General features: G+C 50.9%; 12 protein-coding genes. 8 read left to right on the plus strand and 4 right to left on the minus strand.

Annotation, left to right across the window (positions count from 1 at the left end):
* Positions 1 to 194: 194 nt before the first annotated feature.
* From F5984_RS12150 to F5984_RS12175, 6 genes are all read left to right on the plus strand, one after another.
* Positions 195 to 989 carry a polysaccharide deacetylase family protein gene (locus tag F5984_RS12150; RefSeq protein ID WP_152124550.1) on the plus strand — a complete coding sequence of 265 codons (795 nt, stop codon included), beginning with the start codon at positions 195 to 197 and terminating at the stop codon, positions 987 to 989.
* A 44-nt stretch (positions 990 to 1,033) separates the two neighbouring features.
* Positions 1,034 to 1,969, plus strand: coding sequence for an alpha/beta hydrolase (locus F5984_RS12155; RefSeq protein ID WP_152124551.1), 936 nt, complete (start codon positions 1,034 to 1,036; stop codon positions 1,967 to 1,969).
* A gap of 73 nt (positions 1,970 to 2,042) precedes the next feature.
* Positions 2,043 to 3,716 (plus strand): GH39 family glycosyl hydrolase, encoded by a 1,674-nt coding sequence (locus F5984_RS12160; RefSeq protein WP_152124552.1) that lies wholly within the window; start codon positions 2,043 to 2,045, stop codon positions 3,714 to 3,716.
* Positions 3,717 to 3,729: 13 nt separating this feature from the next.
* Positions 3,730 to 4,899, plus strand: coding sequence for an esterase (locus F5984_RS12165; protein WP_152124553.1), 1,170 nt, complete (start codon positions 3,730 to 3,732; stop codon positions 4,897 to 4,899).
* Between the two features lie 12 nt (positions 4,900 to 4,911).
* Positions 4,912 to 5,991 carry an alpha/beta hydrolase gene (locus tag F5984_RS12170; protein ID WP_152124554.1) on the plus strand — a complete coding sequence of 360 codons (1,080 nt, stop codon included), beginning with the start codon at positions 4,912 to 4,914 and terminating at the stop codon, positions 5,989 to 5,991.
* Between the two features lie 227 nt (positions 5,992 to 6,218).
* A complete protein-coding gene (locus F5984_RS12175) occupies positions 6,219 to 8,108 on the plus strand; it encodes an alpha/beta hydrolase-fold protein (RefSeq protein ID WP_152125074.1) in 1,890 nt (629 codons plus the stop codon).
* A gap of 323 nt (positions 8,109 to 8,431) precedes the next feature.
* Here the strand turns inward: F5984_RS12175 and F5984_RS26535 are convergent, their stop codons facing one another.
* The 4 genes from F5984_RS26535 to F5984_RS12190 all read right to left on the minus strand — a co-directional run bounded on the left by F5984_RS26535 (position 8,432) and on the right by F5984_RS12190 (position 14,906).
* Positions 8,432 to 8,584: a hypothetical protein gene (locus F5984_RS26535; protein ID WP_185155498.1), complete on the minus strand. Its 153-nt coding sequence runs from the start codon at positions 8,582 to 8,584 to the stop codon at positions 8,432 to 8,434.
* A 243-nt stretch (positions 8,585 to 8,827) separates the two neighbouring features.
* The gene (locus F5984_RS12180) at positions 8,828 to 11,488 is read right to left on the minus strand and encodes a DUF4062 domain-containing protein (RefSeq protein ID WP_152124555.1); all 2,661 of its coding nucleotides are present in this window, start codon (positions 11,486 to 11,488) and stop codon (positions 8,828 to 8,830) included.
* A gap of 127 nt (positions 11,489 to 11,615) precedes the next feature.
* Complete coding sequence (locus tag F5984_RS12185) at positions 11,616 to 13,652, minus strand: OmpA family protein (RefSeq protein ID WP_152124556.1); 2,037 nt, start codon at positions 13,650 to 13,652, stop codon at positions 11,616 to 11,618.
* Positions 13,653 to 13,775: 123 nt separating this feature from the next.
* The gene (locus F5984_RS12190; protein WP_152124557.1) at positions 13,776 to 14,906 is read right to left on the minus strand and encodes a hypothetical protein; all 1,131 of its coding nucleotides are present in this window, start codon (positions 14,904 to 14,906) and stop codon (positions 13,776 to 13,778) included.
* Between the two features lie 146 nt (positions 14,907 to 15,052).
* On the opposite strand from F5984_RS12190, the gene F5984_RS12195 reads away from it, so the two are divergent.
* Both F5984_RS12195 and F5984_RS12200 read left to right on the plus strand, forming a co-directional pair.
* Positions 15,053 to 16,264 (plus strand): nucleoside permease, encoded by a 1,212-nt coding sequence (locus tag F5984_RS12195; protein WP_152124558.1) that lies wholly within the window; start codon positions 15,053 to 15,055, stop codon positions 16,262 to 16,264.
* Positions 16,265 to 16,350: 86 nt separating this feature from the next.
* Entirely contained in the window at positions 16,351 to 17,112 is a 762-nt protein-coding gene (locus tag F5984_RS12200) for an exodeoxyribonuclease III (protein WP_152124559.1), read from the plus strand.
* The last annotated feature ends 69 nt before the right edge of the window (positions 17,113 to 17,181 follow it).

A 17,181-nucleotide genomic window follows, 5' to 3' on the forward strand; every position in this document is an offset into this window, starting at 1 on the left:
TGTTTTTGCGACCGGTCTGGGCCGCAAGCTGCGAGGTCAGCAGTAGGGTGTAGAGTAAGGCAAACAAGACTTTTTGGGGCATGGCAGGCCGGGATTTGGGCAAGTATTCGGTTTTTCGAGATAAGCGGAGTTGAACCGTTGTCTACTATCTGCTTGCGTGCTGTACAAAACCCCAAAATCGGGTAAGTTTGTGCATGAACAAATGGCTTTTACTATTCGGTATTTCGCTTACCCTGCATGGGGTGTCGGCGGCACAAAATAATGGCCCGTGGAACGGCAGGAAATCGGCAGTGGTCTTGACCTACGACGACGCCATCAATGAGCATTTTACCAATGCCCTGCCTGCCCTCGACTCGCTGGGTCTGAAGGGTACGTTTTACATCACCGATATTGCGGGCATGCTCGAAAAGCAGATACCGCAATGGCGGAAAGCGGCTGCCAATGGGCACGAGCTGGGCAACCATACCGTGACGCACCCCTGCGAAGGGGGCCGGCCGGGTCGTGAGTTTGTAAAGCCCGAAACCGACCTGACCCGCTATTCAATACAACGGATTCAGACCGACGTTCGTACCATGAACGCGCTGTTGTTTGCGGTCGATGGTAAAACAGAGCGGACATTTGCCTATCCGTGTGGCGATATGAGCGTGGGTGGCATTCACTACCTCAAAGGTATTGAGTCGATGTTTGTAGGGGCAAGGGGCGTGGCTCCATCAATCCGGTCGGCGGCCAACGTCGACCTGCTGAATATCAACAGCCTCATGATCAACGGCCAAACCGCCGACCAGCTGATTGCGCAGGTGAAACAGGCGCAGGAAAAGCAGGGCTTACTAGTGTTTTTGTTTCACGGCGTAGGGGGTGGGCACGGCCTAAACGTGTCGAACGAAGCCCACCGGCAATTGCTCCGGTATCTGAAAGGGGCCGAAACCGACATTTGGGTGGCCCCGATGGTCGATGTGGCCCAGTTCATCAAGACCCAGCAGGTGAAGTAAGGCCGGGTTGACCCCTCCATAAAATCCTCCTAAACCCTATTTGTATGAAACGCATTAGTTCAGGCCAAACAGCCAGAAACGCAAGGTCTGTGGCCGCCTTAGCCGGTTGGCTGTTAGCGGCTCCTCTGGCCGCCAAGGCACAGGAAATCATTCCGTTATACCACGCAGCGGTGCCGAACTCAAAACCCGCCGATGTGCAGGAGACCGGTGCGGAGTCGGGCGTGCTGAAAGGCATCACCAAACCCACGCTGGCGTACTTCAAACCTGCGGCCGACAAAGCATCGGGCGCGGCCGTTATCGTTATAGCCGGTGGCGGTTACGGTGTGGTAGTCTATAAAGGCGAGGGCATTAATACAGCAAAGGCGCTGGCTGAACAGGGCGTAGCAGCGTTCGTGCTCAAGTACCGTCTTCCAGGGGATGCCATCATGACCGACAAGAAAATTGGCCCGTTGCAGGATGCCCAACAGGCCATCAAACTGGTGCGCGAAAATGCGGCCAAATGGGGTGTCGATGCGACTAAAATCGGTATTATGGGCTTTTCGGCGGGGGGACACCTGGCCTCCACGGCGGCTACGCATTTTGAGAAAGCCTATATTGATAACCCCACTAACATCAGCCTGCGCCCCGACTTCCAGATTCTGGTTTATCCGGTCATTAGTATGCAGGATAGCCTGACGCACCAAGGCTCGCGGGATAACCTGTTGGGCAAAAGTCCGTCGCGGCCCGATGTGGAACTGTTCTCCAACGACTTACAGGTACGGGCCAACACGCCCCCTGCGTACCTGACCCATGCCGCCGACGATAAACTGGTCGATGTGGACAATAGCATTGTGTATTTCGAAAAACTCCGACGACTGAAAGTGCCGGTTGAGATGCATATCTACCCCAAAGGCGATCACGGATTTATCTTTCGTCACCCCGGATGGATGGAGCCACTATTTGCCTGGATGAAAGCAAATAACTGGGTAAAAAATAAGTGAAATGTCTTCCTAAGGGTAGTCTCTTTCTCGTTTTCACGCTACTTCGGTGGTCCGATCTCATTTTTGATCCAGTATGAATCGATTCAGCTTACTCTGTATCCTTATCCTGTGTTGCCGGGTAGTTGCCGGGCAGCCAATGCCAGTTTCGATTCAGGTCGATGCGGCAAAACCCGTTGGCGAGATGAAGCCGTTCTGGGCGTTTTTTGGGTATGATGAGCCCAATTATACCACCCGGAAGGATGGTCAGAAATTGCTGACCGAACTCCAACAGCTTAGCCCTGTGCCGGTGTATGTCCGGGCGCATAACCTGTTGACCTCCAAAGGGAATAGCCCCGGCCCTGATCTGAAATGGGGTTTTACGGATGCCTACCGCGAAGATACCAACGGCAAGCCTATCTACAACTGGACGGTTGTCGACAGTATCATCGACACGTACGTGAAACGGGGCATGAAACCGCTGATGGAAATCGGGTTCATGCCCAAAGACTTATCAATGAAACCTGAGCCTTACGAGCACACCTGGAGTAAGGGGGGCAATATCTGGACGGGCTGGACGTATCCGCCCAAAGACTACGACAAATGGCGGGAACTGGTGTATCAATGGGTGAAGCACTCCATTGACCGGTACGGCAAAAAAGAGGTAACAAGCTGGCTTTGGGAAGTCTGGAATGAGCCCGACATTGCCTATTGGTCGGGTACGTTTGAGGAATACTGCAAGCTGTACGACTATGCTGCCGATGGGCTCAAACGGGCCTGTCCTGAATGTACTATCGGCGGGCCGCACACCACCAGCCCCCGGAGCGACAAAGCCTACAGCTACCTGACCCGATTTATCGAACACTGCCTGCGTGGCCAGAACTACGCGACGGGTAAAGTGGGGACGCCACTGCAATACATTGGTTTTCATGCCAAAGGCAACCCCGAGTTTGTGGATGGGCATATCCGCATGAACATGGGGGTGCAGTTGAAAGATATTCAGCGGGCGTTTGAAGCGGTTAATTCCTTCCCTGAACTGAAAAACATCCCGATTATCATCGGTGAGTGCGACCCCGAGGGCTGCGCGGCCTGCGCCGTCACGCGTGACCCCAAATACGGCTACCGGAACGGGACTATGTATTCCAGCTACACGGCATCGTCGTTTGCCCGGATTTACGAACTGATGGATCAGTACAACGTGAATCTGCGCGGGGCGGTGAGCTGGTCATTCGAGTTTGAAGATCAGCCGTGGTTTGCCGGTTTTCGCGACCTGGCCACGCATGGCGTTGATAAACCGGTGCTGAATATCTTCCGCATGTTCGGCAAGATGGGCGGCCAACGGGTGGCGGTTCAAACCGATCGGGGATTCAGTGCGGCCAATATCATTGCGAGTGGCGTGCGAAGCCAGAATGACGTAAACGCTATTGCGAGTAAAAGCGGCAACACGATCAGTGTAATGGTCTGGAATTACCACGACGAGGACGTGCCCGGCCCTGCCACGCCGGTTCAGCTGACCATCAACGGGCTCGGTAAAAACAAGGTGCAGGTACGTCATTACCGCGTAGATGACAGGCACAGTAACTCATTTGAGCAATGGAAAGCGATGGGGAGCCCACAACAAGTGTCGGCTGGTCAATACAAAACGCTGGAAAAAGCCGGGCAGCTTCAGGAACTGGCTTCGCCCACTTCCAAAGCGGTTGCCGACGGAACCACCACGCTCACCTTCGACCTGCCCCGGCAAGGCGTGTCTTTCATTCAATTGACGCTCTAATTCCTAAACAACTATGACTAATCCTAAATCGTTACCCATTTGTTTTTGGGGTGTCTGCCTGATACTCAGCCTGTATTTGGGAGCTCAGGCCCAGCCGCCCCGTGGCCCGCTGGTGGTGTCGCCCAAAATCAACGCCGATAAAACGGTTACATTCAGTTATCTGGCGCCCACGGCCAAATCGGTGGAGCTAAGTGCACAGTTTGAGAAAGGGCCGGTGCCCATGACTAAAGATGCGCAGGGGATTTGGAGCGTAACGGTCGGGCCGGTGAAGCCCGATATTTACCCGTACAGTTTCCGGGTGAATGGCGTTACGGTGATGGACCCCGCCAATGTGGCGTTTTTCCCGAACGAACGGTTCAAAGCCAGTCTGGTCGATGTACCCGGCGATACGCCCCTCATTCACGCCCTGCGCGATGTGCCTCACGGCTCGATCAACTACGAATACTACCCGTCGATGGAAGGGACAACCGGCTCGCTAGTGGTGTACACGCCACCGGGCTACGACCAGAATCCGTCGAAGAAATACCCGGTTTACTACCTCATCAGCGGTACAACGGATACGGAGGAGACCTTTTTCAAGGTCGGCAAAACCAATCTGATTCTGGATAATCTAATTGCCGAAGGCAAGGCCCGGTCGATGATTATCGTGATGCCCTACGGCAACATAGCCGCGCGGGTAGCCGAGCAAAAAGGTGGCTCGAAACCCGCCGACCCAACCGTGCGCGACGGGGCCGATGCCGTGAAACGAGCCAACGATTTTGCCGAAGACCTGGTGAGCAACGTCATTCCATACATCGAGAAAAGTTACCGGGCTATTCCTAACCGCGAGAACCGGGCAATTGGCGGTTTCTCGCGTGGGGGCGGACAAACGCTCCGGGCGGCTTTCCATAACATGGACAAATTCGCGTGGGTGTGCGCTTACAGTTCGTACCTGTCGCCCCAGGAGATGGACGGTACTTTCAGCCCCATTGTGAACAAGCCGAACCAGACCAACAAGCAACTTAAACTCTTGTGGGTGAGCGTAGGAAGCGACGATTTTCTGTACAAGGGTACCGTGGAGTTTATGGATTACCTGAAGGCGAAGAAGGTGAATTTCAAGAGCCTCATTACCGACGGTGGGCATACTTGGATGAACGTAAAAACCTACGTTGCCGCCACCACGCCATTACTCTTTCAACCCTAAACCGCTACGTCCATGAAACGCATTTTATCTATTCTTCTGGCTGTTGTTGTTTCGGGAGTGTCGGCCGTAGCCCAGCAACGCCCGCCCGCCATTAGTTCGCCCGATGTTCACCCCGACCACAGCATCACGTTCCGGTATTTCTCCCGGACGGCGAAACAGGTGACCGTATCGGGGGAGTTTTTGAAAGCACCGGTTGCCATGACCAAAGACACCTCGGGTATCTGGAGCGTTACGGTGCCGCCCGTTAAGCCGGATATTTACCCGTACAGCTTCTCGGTCGACAGCGTGCAAATCGCCGACCCGAGCAACACCTACATTTTCGCGAACGAGCGTTTCAGACGCAGCATCGTCGACGTTCCCGGCGATGGGCCGCTGGTCCATTCGTTGCAGAACGTACCCCACGGCAAAGTGGGCTATCGGTATTACAAATCGGGCACGCTGGGCACGACGCGGCAGTTGCTGGTTTACACCCCGCCGGGTTTCAACCCCAACGGCAAGACCAAATACCCGGTGCTGTACCTGATTCATGGCGGCTCCGACACCGAAGAAACCTGGACCAAAGTGGGTCGCGCCAACCTGATTGCTGATAACCTCATCGCGCAGGGCAAAGCCAAACCAATGCTGATTGTAATGCCCTATGGTAACGTGCGTCCGGCCCCCATGCCCGATTTCACCAAAGACATGGTGAACGACATTGTGCCGTTTGTCGAAGCCAACTACCCCGTTCTCAAGGAAAGCAACGGCCGGGCTGTGGCTGGATTTTCGGTTGGTGGTGGGCAAACGCTGAACATCGGCCTGACCAACCCCGATATGTTTGCGTACGTGTGTTCGTACGCGCCCTACACAGCCACCGACGAGTTCAGGAGGAACTTCACCGACTGGTCGCCGGATGCCGGTAAGCTCAACCGTCAGTTGAAGCTGTTCACCATCAGTGTGGGTACGGAAGACTTCCTGTTCGAGTCGGTGAAACAGAACATTGCCATGTTTCAGGATAAGAAACTGGCAGTGAAACCCTACATCGTGCCGGGTGGCCACACCTGGATGAACTGCAAGCAATACCTGGCGACGACGTTGCAGGAGATTTTCAGGTAGAGACGCAAAATGTTGCGTCTACACGCCCGGATGGCAATGCTGACGCATGAGGAGACGCAACATCTTGCGTCTCTACACACAATCCATTCAATGAACAGGATGATCAGGATTTTATGATAAAGGATAAATCCTGTTTATCCTGTCAATCCTGTCGAAAATTAAATCAACTATTTACCCGGCACATGAGAAACAGCTTATTACTAAAAAGTCTATACGTGGTCCTGGCAATGTGGGTGGCAGGGGCTGCATACTCGCAACCTACCGAAAAAGAAATGCCCAAAGGCTACGATGCGGTGCGTTCGGGTATTGCAACGGGCAAGCTGGACTCAATCAGCTATCCCTCAAAAACCGTGGGTACTACCCGCAAGGCGTTGGTGTACACCCCACCGGGCTTCAACAAAAAAACCAAATACCCGGTGCTGTACCTGTTGCACGGCATTGGGGGAGATGAAAAAGAATGGCTGAAAGGCGGCAATCCGCAGGTGATACTGAACAACCTCTACGCCGAAAACAAGCTCCAGCCTATGATTGTGGTGATGCCCAACGGCCGCGCCATGAAAGACGACCGAGCGGTAGGCAACATCTTCGACCGGGAAAAAGTCGAAGCCTTTGCAACCTTCGAGAAAGACTTGTTGAACGACCTGATTCCGTTCATCGAAAAGAAATACCCAACCCTGACCGACCGCGAACACCGGGCGGTTGCCGGGTTGTCGATGGGGGGTGGGCAGTCGCTGAATTTTGGTCTGGGCAATCTGGACAAATTCGCCTGGGTGGGTGGATTCTCGTCGGCCCCGAACACCAAGCGTCCTGAGGAACTGGTGCCGAATCCGGCCGATGCCAAAAAGAAGCTTAAACTCCTCTGGATTTCGTGCGGGGATGCCGACGGCCTGATTACGTTCAGTAAGCGTACCCACGATTACCTGTACCAGAACGATGTACCGCACATCTATTACGTCGAAGCGGGCGGACACGATTTTAAGGTTTGGAAAAACGGCCTGTACATGTTCTCGCAATTCCTGTTCAAGCCGGTCGATAACGCCAGCCTGAATAAATACAGTGTGCTGGGGACGCCGGCTTCGACCAACATTCGCAACGCCAAATACCCGCAGATTTTGCCCGATAACCGGGTTATTTTCCGCGTAAAGGCCCCCGACGCCAAAAAAGTACAGATCGACTTGGGCAAAAAGTACGACATGGTAAAGGACACCGCCGGTTTCTGGATGGCCACCACCGATTCCATTAGCCGGGGTTTTCACTACTACTCGCTCCTGATCGACGGGGTCGCCGTTGTGGACCCAGCCAGCGAAACGTTCTACGGCATGGGCCGTCAGGCGAGTGGCATTGAGATACCGGACAAAGACGGGGCCTATTTCGCTATGAAGGATGTGCCCCACGGCGACATCCGTATTAAGCGTTACCTGTCCAAAGCGACCAACACCTGGCGCGAAATGTACGTCTACACGCCACCGGGCTACGACAAATCGACCGACAAGTACCCGGTGCTGTACCTCCTCCACGGCGGGGGCGAAGATCAGCGCGGCTGGGCCACGCAGGGCCGCACCGACCTGATTATGGACAATATGATTGCTGAAGGCAAGGCCAAACCCATGATTATTGCCATGCTCGACGGGAACATCAGCGCGGGTGGTCTGTCCGGTTTCAACGAAAACGTATTGAAAGCCTTCGAGAATGAACTGAAACAGGGAGCTATTCCCTTCGTGGAGAGCAATTTCCGGGTGGAAACCGACGCCAAAAACCGGGCGTTGGCGGGACTTTCAATGGGCGGCCTGCAAACGCTGTACGCGGGCGTCAAGAACAATAATATGTTTTCGTCGCTGGGCGTGTTTAGTTCGGGCTGGTTTGCCAACAACCCCAAACTGTCGGACCCGCAGTATGCGTTCATGAAGGACAATGCGTCGGCCATCAACAGCAACATCAAAAACTTCTGGATTTCGATGGGTGGTAAGGAAGATATTGCCTGGCAGAACTGCCAGGTGATGATGAAGAAGTTCGACGAGATGGGCATCAAATACACCTACAGCGAATACGCCGGTGGCCACACCTGGCCCGTCTGGCGGCACGATCTGATGCTGTTCAGTCAGTTGCTGTTTAAGTAGAGGGCTCAAAATTCAATGGTGTGTAGGACAAGTTTCTTCTTCTGACAGGATTACAGGATAAACAGGATTTTTGGGCTCCATCAATCCTGTTTATCCTATAATTCTCCGGGCTGCCGGGGGGGGGCAGAAAAACCTCCTGTTGAACCTATCAAAAAGAACTTGTCCTACCCCTATTCAATGAATAATGAATAGTGAATAAGTTGATAGTCGATATAATAAATCATTCATTGCCCACTATTCATTGTACATTCTCTCAGTATCCTACAATACGCAAAACGCCCCCGGTGCCTTCATACAGGTGTCCGGGGGCGTTGGTGTTTGGTTCAGTTGACCGAGAGGGCCATTGTCATGAGCCAGGGTTTGTAGTCGGGTTTGAGGTGATTTTTCTCGATGTACTTGTGTACCGATACCGAGATGAACCCGTTGAGCGGCAGGGTTGCGTAGCGCCATACCGTTCCGTTTTTCCACCGTTTCATCGTTTTGTTGTTTAGCTGTTTATTCGTTCGCAAGCCCCAGCGGTGTCTTCCGGCCGAGGTCTGCGTTTGTACGAATAACAACCCAAAAGCCCGAAATCGGTTGGCTGAGTTTAGGGAATAGCCCGAATAGGGGGTATTTCCGTCAAGAAAGTAACCCGATTTGTGGTTGTAGAATGTGGATTTACAATAATTGCAAGGCTGATATTGCCCACCCAAATACTCATCAAATTTGTGTTGATTCAATCAATATCTTGAACCTTTTTCAAGCCTATCCAGCCGATTTATTAAACCAACATCAGGGTTGTTGTTTTTGAGAATGTGTTTTGCTCTGCATTTTTTTGCTAACATTTTTAACAATTTAGTATCTTCAATGTCTGTCATACGATAATTTATGTTGTAATCAATTTCTGACAAAGTGTCAGATAGGAAAAAAGAATTTTTATCAAGACTGACGATATAGTTGTCAACTATTTCGCGCCACCTCTTTGGTCTTTCTGTAATTATCAATAGCATCAACTTATGCTTCATAAGACTATTAGTTTCTCTTAAAGCTTTATCAATAATAAGCGGGGCTATCTTTGCTGAATAAATATCATCTTTAAAGAATTTTACGACGTTAGAAGGTAAAGATAGCAAGACAGCCATTCGCTTCATGATGGGATCTGTGATATTGAAATCGTCCTCTGCGAGGTAAAAACTAGCACCTTCAAATGCGACATTGCCTTTTTCTGCAAGTAGTGGTGATAAAACTATTAATAGTTTACTTATCTCATTCCACCCTTGAGTTATTTTGTTGAGTAGATCTTGTTTAAGCTCTACATTATTTACGAAGTCGCTGTTTCTCAGTGCTCTCGAAGCAGCAGAGATATGTTGAATCAAAACTAAGATTGAATAATCTCTCATTACTGAGTTTATCACTTGATGGTACGGCTTTATTTGATTATAGTACTTGTCTTCGTATTTGTCTTTGACCTCCTCAGGCAAACCTGAGGAAATTACGTTTTCTCCAATTTTCGCTTCTTCTTTTTCTAGAGTTGATATATCAGGAATCCATTTTATTGCTTTGTATGGGTTCAGATCGTTAGGTATGTTAACTTTCTGTCTAACTACCTTTAATGTTTCTTCTAAATCAGCGTTGAGTGTGAGCAAAGCATCTTCCTTATTTCTGTTAATTCCTGTGTAAAATTCCATTATATCGGGAAAGTCGATATATTTTTTATTCTGATAAACACACTCACGAAAATCTTTATTCATATCCATTCTGTGAGCTATAAAGTAAAATACCCAATACGAGTTCTTGAAATAATTTAACCCCATTCCATTCTTTACAATAATTGAATTATCCTTTAGGGCATTTAATAAGTAGTGTAGGTCCAAATCAATAAAATTATCAGCACAAAACTTTGTTAGCATTTCTCTAAAATACTCATCTGTAAATTCGAAGTCATCTCGTAGAACCAAAAGTTCGCATAAATACCCTAAAACAAAACTACAGTCTTTGACATCTGGTTTTTTATCGTGGTAAGTAGGTAAATCATAATCTTGAAAAATTCCAAAAAGGATTGTCTCTAGTAATTTGGTCCTATTAATGGGACTGTATTCAGCTCCCATTTTAATGCTAGCTTTTAATATTGATATACAGTTTTTGACAGTTCTATGCAGATTCAAAGTCTCTAAGTCTTTTGTAACTTTTTGCAGGGTAATTTCAAAATCTTCATGAAATGATTTTGCTTTTGAATATGTCGTTACAACTTTTCTTACATCACTTTGAGGCAAAGGGAGTAGATAATATGAATAAAATTCTCTCTTTATTTCAACTTTATCGTCTTCATCAGATTTTAAGAAAAAACCATTATCCAATGTATTGAGAAGCATTAATGGGATATTTTTGAACTCATCACATATGTTCCTGATCATCTGCATTATACCATTCTCTTCAAAACAAACGGAATCTAAGATGATACATTCTATATCAGCTACTGACCCTAAATAGTAATTTTTCACCTCGTTTGAGATGTCTTTGACTACCTTATGCTTTTTTGTTTTTTTTGAGTCAATGTAGACAAAGGTTTTTCCTGCTTTCCAAGCATTTAATTTTAAGTAATGTGCTAATGAAGTAAGGCCAAATTCAGATGGCGCTTTGATGATTACGTTAGCCGGATGCTCAATAAATGACTTTAAATCGATTCTATTGTCACCATTTTTGTTTGGATTCGTTGGAATATGACGTTTTGTGCTTACAATCGGTTCTATCCATACTGGACTCTTTTCGTTATAAGTCTTAAGTGACTCGCTTAAATCCTCCTCCAGTTTTTTTAGAACTAAGTCTACTTCTTTTATTTTTTCGTTGGGATTTGTAAATGGAGATAATTGACTAACAAACAGATTAAGTTTGGACTCAAGGGATGTTTCGAATTCGGATGGGGATTTAAAGTCGATATATAATCCTTGTTCACCGATACTTTTTTTAAAACTTTGTACTTTTTTGAATTGGTTCACTATTTCATCAATATTTGGCTGATTCAAGTCAACTGGTTCAGAGCCAAAAAAAAATAATATTATTGGCATTGAGTTTTTTGATTCCTTTTTCCGATTTAGTGCGTCGTTAAATTCATGTTCGGTTCCACTTCCTGCTTTATGGGTAGGGTGCCCAAAGCGGGTTTTCATTATACCAATAAAAATATCGTAGTCTGAATGGTGTATGTATCTGTCAATTATTTCTTGGCCGCTTGCTCCCATATCTGGAAGAACATCATCTTCCCACATGAAAGTATCGAATTTAATTTTTAGGTGTTTAGCTAAGCCGGAGTTTATGTTTTCGATTACTGTCTTGCATAATTCTCTCTCAGCTTTGCAATCACCAGGTGAAGAAATAAAGCACTTGAAAATTTTGAGTGTTTCCATGTGAAATGAAGATTGTGGTGAATTGTTAAAAAATATTTCTAACCGAGTTAAATGAATCGAAAAAGCAGATTTCGATGATTAAAGATGATAAATATAGTTACATTTTCAAATTGACGACCCCAATCCCCTACATCTTCAAAATCGTAAACTCCACCCGGCGGTTTTGCTTGCGTTTTTCTTCGGTTTCGTTGGAGGCAATGGGTTTGCTGGGGCCCCAGGCCTTGGTTTGTACGCGGGTGTAGGCAATGCCCTTCTCTTCCAGATAGCATTTCACCGTCTCGACCCGGTCTTCCGAGAGCTTCATGTTCGGCTCCCACTCGCCCTGATTGTCGGTATGGCCTTCCACGAGTAGCTCCATACCGGGGTACTGCGTCAGCATACGCACCACCTTGTCCAGTTCGCCGTCGGCACCGGGTTGCAGGTCGGCCTTGCCCTGTTCAAACAAGACCTCGCGCATCACGATTTTCTGGCCCGGCTGAATCGGAATCAGGTACAAATTGCGCCGGATGTCGCGGAAACGCTTGTCGCGGCTCAGGTCTAGCACCTCGGTGGCGGGGAAGTATCCCTCTTTGGAGGCCGTGAGGTTGTAGGTCTTCTGCGTGGGCAGAATCATCTTGTACTCGCCTGTTTCGGGGTCGTACTCCACCCGCGAAATCTCCTTGTCTTTCTCGCCAAACAACCCCGATACCACGTCCGACGGCACCGGTTTTTTGCTCTGCGCATCCAGCACCTGCCCCGACACAATGGCTACCGGGTCGGGTTTGATCGAGGGGAAGAGCTTGAGCCGGAAGATGTCTTCCATACCCAGCGAGTTGGAGCCTGAGCTAAGGTACGCGTACTCACCCGATGCCGGAATGGTAAAATACCCGTCCCATTTGGGGGTATTGATGGCCGGGCCGAGGTTTTCGGGCTCGCTCCAGACCTGCCAGCTATCATCGAGCCGACGGGTCACGAAAATATCGCCGTTGCCGAAGCCCGGATGCCCCTCCGACGAAAAATAGAGCGTCCGTCCGTCGGCGGCAATGAATGGCGAGGCTTCGCTATCGGCCGAGTTGATGACCCGGCCCATGTGTTTCGGGGCCGACCATGTCTGATCTTCGTTCAGAAACGAGACGTACAGGTCGCGGTCGCCCATCGAATCTTTCTTCTGCATGGCCAGCACAATCACTTTCCCGTCGGGCGAAACCGAGAACTCCAGCTTGTCGTCTTTGTGGTAATTGCGGTTGTCGGCCATTTTGCACTCAATCGGGAAGCTCCAGCCGGCTTTGGTCTTCTGCGATTTGGAAAGGCCATAAAACAGGCCTCCATCGGGTCGGTAAACATTGATGAGGTAGAGGATTCGGCCGTCAGACGAGATGCCGCTTATGGCGTTGTCGCCTACATTGTTGATCGGCGAGCCAATGTTGACTGCTTCGCTCCAGGTAGGGGGCTGACCGGGCCCGGCCGATTGAAGCGTCGACACCCAGATGTCCTGTTTCTCCGGTTGGCCGGTATTTCCTTTGTGGCCTGCACGCGTGAAATACAGCGTTTTGCCATCGGGCGCGATCACCGGTGCTACCTCCTGACCTGCTGAGTTGACGGTTTTGCCGAGGTTCTCTTTCTGAATCTCTTTCGGGGTGCCCTTCGACACGGCCACTTCTACGGGCACCGGCTTGGGCGAGTCGCTGAGGCCCACCGCGTCGATCTGATTGGGCCCTTTGATCGCGGCCGTCGCCAGCGTGATTTTTACGGCATTGCCCACCAGCCCGGTGTCTTTGACCATAATCCGCAAGGTACCTTCGGGCCGGGCCTGCGGGCTTGCGGTGTACACCACGTGCTCAGTGCCCCGCTCATCGTACACCACCACACGCACCACCGCGCCGGGGTTCACGTTTTCGCCCACAATCACCTGCCGTACGGGCATGGCTTTCTCGAAGCCCACGTGCAGCCACTCCTCCGCCCCGTCGGGGTAGAGGGGCGACCACGCGCAGGGGCTGTACCCCAGATCGGGCAGCTTATTGGGTTTACCCAGTGCCTGTACCGCCTTGAATTGCTGCCCGTAGCTATCTCCTTTCCCCTCCGACGATGCGCCAATGACCTGACTGGCCCACTGAACGGTTTGGGCGTGGGAGCGCAGGGAGAAAAATCCGCCGAGAAAAATCAGTACGTAAACGAGTGGGCGCATGGGCACAAATACTACAGGTGTCGTGTCGGTAAGTCCGGTTTGTCCGTCAGGCAGGTCCGGGTAATAGAGAGCAAAAATGGTGCGAGAGAAGGTTTCGTGTATAACGTGGCGTCGATTGGTTTCTTACAGGGTCATATGCCGTGAATCCATCCGATGCCGGGTCAGGTCGTTCTTTAGTTTGGTGGCCAGTTCGGCCAGTCGTTCGCCATCTTTGGTGTCGTACCCGTTCTTAATCAGCCCCTCAGCCTCGGTAAGGGCTTCGTCAGGCCGGTCGAGCAGGTAGTACAACGTAGCCAGATTGTAGTAGGCTGAGTACCGCATTTTCTGCTCCCGTTTGTCAGAGCCCGCATACTTGGTTTTCAAATCGCCGAAATACGCCATCACCGGTTTCAGGTTTTCTTCGAGGGTGCCGAGTGGTTCGGTGGCCAACATCCGTTTCATTAACTCTTTAATGGCCTTAATGGCTTCCTGCTGAATCGGAAATTCGGGGTGATTTTTTGAATCGAGAATCCACAGAAAGTCCCGTTCATTGTAGGGAACGTAGCCGTACCAGCGGTTAATCTCATTGTTGACCGAGCGCACCGACGACTGTACGTAGTTGTTAATCAGCTCCATCCGAATCGATTCGCTGTTTTCTTTTACGTAGCGGTTCAGGTCGTTCAGGTTCGAAAACTCGCGGGTGGTGTGGGTGAGTGTACGCGCAAACTGATCGCCCGTAACCGACCGCGCCGACCCGTTGCCGCCCGACAGGTTGGCCGATTGTAAAAAGCGGTTTTGCGCTACGGCTGCCTGCTGTTTTTCTTCCTGCCGTTTTTCGGAGGCTGTGCTTTCGCGGGGGGCGTACAGGCTGAAATCGCCCGAGGCACTGTAGGTCAGCACCATCGTGTAAAACATGTCCTGCCCGATTACCTTACCGTCGCGGTCTTTGCGGTCCTGCGTGCGGGTTTTGGTTTCGCTCCGCTCAAAACGCACCTCGCCAAAGTTTATGGTCACGCCCACGGTGGGCCGGTCTTCTACTTTTCGGAAACCCGAAAGATGAACCTGATCGTACACCTGCGAGGCTGGTATGGTCTGCCGAACGGCCGGGGCCGTATTGACCCGCACGCCAAACGTCCGTTCCGTGGGGTCGATGTATTCGCGGGGGAGGGTCAGGTAGCTGACGTCAAAATAAAACCGATCGAGGTCTACTTTCTGGGCGAAAGAGGCCGCGTAGGAGCCCAGAAAGGCAAAAATGGCAAGGGTAAAAATGCGCATACGTGGAGAATGGTTTCGTCTGTTTGGCCGACTGACAAATATACACCGGCGGGTAACTGAAGGAAAGGTATTTTGGACGAATGGCGTTGCTGTTGCCCTATTTTTGGCTAATTTCAGGCTTCGAACAAACAACTTAACCCCCTCCGATGAGTTCCAAAATTCGCATTCAGTTGTCGATCATGATGTTCCTCCTGTTTTTCATGTGGGGAGCCTGGTACGGTCAGATGAGTAAGTACCTCATGACAGGGCTTGGTGCCTCCGGCGATCAGGTAGGCAACGCCTACGCAGCCTTTTCACTCGCTATGATTATTGCCCCCTTCTTTGTGGGCATGATTGCCGACCGGTATTTTGCCGCCCAGAAAGTGTTGGGCGTGCTGTGTCTGCTGGGGGCGGGGGTTCTGTATCTGATCACGCAGAATACCGATTCGGACTCGTTTTTTATGCTGATTCTGGCGTATTGCCTCACCTTTGCGCCTACGCTGGCCCTGACCACGTCCATTGCCATGCAGCAGATGAAAAGCCCCGAAAAGGAGTTTCCGGGGATTCGGGTGCTGGGTACCATCGCCTGGATTCTGGTGTCTAACATTGTCGGGTTCTACGGCTTTGGCGATAAGGTGACGATTTTTGAATTGTCGATGTACACCTCGGTGTTGCTCGGTATTTTCTCGTTTTTCCTGCCCGACACCCCACCCAACCCGAGCGCCGGGGCTTCGTTTAGTCAGATTCTGGGCCTCGATGCCTTCAAGCTGTTCAAAGACCGATCGTTTGCGATCTTCTTCCTGTCGTCGGTGCTTATTTGTATTCCTCTGTCGTTTTACTACGCCATGGCTAACCCCTCGCTGACTGACGCCGGGGTGCAGAACGTGGAAAACAAAATGTCGCTGGGACAGGCTTCCGAAGTGATTTTTATGCTCCTCATCCCGATTGCGTACACCCGGCTGGGCGTGAAAAAAATGCTCATCGTGGGCTTGCTGGCCTGGATTGCGCGCTTCCTCTTTTTCGGCTACGGCAATGCGGGCTCGGGTGAGTGGATGTTTTACCTGGCTATTCTGCTGCACGGTGTTTGCTACGATTTCTTTTTCGTAACAGGTCAGATTTACACCGACAACAAGGCGGGCGAAAAGATCAAGTCGTCGGCCCAGGGCCTTATCACACTGGCTACGTACGGCATCGGAATGGGTATCGGCTCCAAGCTGTCAGGAATTGTGCTGGATATGTACACCAAAGACGGCGTGAAAGACTGGACCTCGGTTTGGCTCGTGCCCACGGGTATCGCCGTCGTAGTCTTATTCCTGTTTATTCTGTTCTTCACCGATAGCAAAAAGTCCGTTCCCGCCCAGGGCGAATTGGTACATTAAAAAAGCAGAAAGGGGAAGGGAGGAAAGGAGGAAAGGGTTTTGCCTTCTCCCTTCCTCCCTTCTCCTTTCCTCCTTTCTCCCCATTTATGCATATTCTGACGTACAATCTGAACGGGATCCGCTCGGCGATTCAGAAAGGGTTGGTCGACTGGCTGGCGACCCAATCGTTTGATATTCTGTGTTTTCAGGAGGTAAAGGCCACGCACGATGTGGTTGATCTGGCTCCGTTTGAAGCCCTGGGTTACCGGTATCACTGGCACGCGGCCGAGAAAAAAGGGTACTCGGGTGTGGCTACGTTTTCAAAAACGGCCCCCGATCATGTGCAGCTGGGCTGCGGACTGGCGCGCTACGATTGTGAAGGCCGGATTCTGCGGACTGATTTCGGTGAACTGACGGTGCTGAATTGCTACTTTCCGTCGGGGACAACGGGCGAGGTGCGGCAAGGGGTGAAAATGGAGTTTCTGGACCATTTTTACCGCTACGTGCACGAACTGCGGCAAACCCGCCCGCACCTCATTGTGGTGGGCGATTACAACATTGCCCATACTGAGCGCGACATTCACGATCCCGTTCGGAACAAGAATACAACGGGGTTTCTGCCCGAAGAGCGGGCCTGGATGGATCGGTGGTTTGCCTCCGGGTTTACGGATGCTTTCCGGCATTGCTACCCTGATACGGTAGAGTACAGCTGGTGGAGTTACCGGGCCGGGGCACGGGCCAACAACAAAGGCTGGCGGATTGATTACATTTCGGTGGCCGACACCCTCCGCGACCGCATCGGTGGGGCGGGGCATTTCCGCGAGGCCGTCCACTCCGACCACGGGGGCGTTTGGCTGCGGCTGGAGTAGGCAGTTGAAACAAAAGAAGAACAGCCCTCGCTCCCTCTTCTTGCTAAAGAGAGGGGGCGAGGGCTGTTC

The organism is Rudanella paleaurantiibacter, from assembly GCF_009184635.1.
Taxonomy (GTDB): domain Bacteria; phylum Bacteroidota; class Bacteroidia; order Cytophagales; family Spirosomataceae; genus Rudanella; species Rudanella paleaurantiibacter.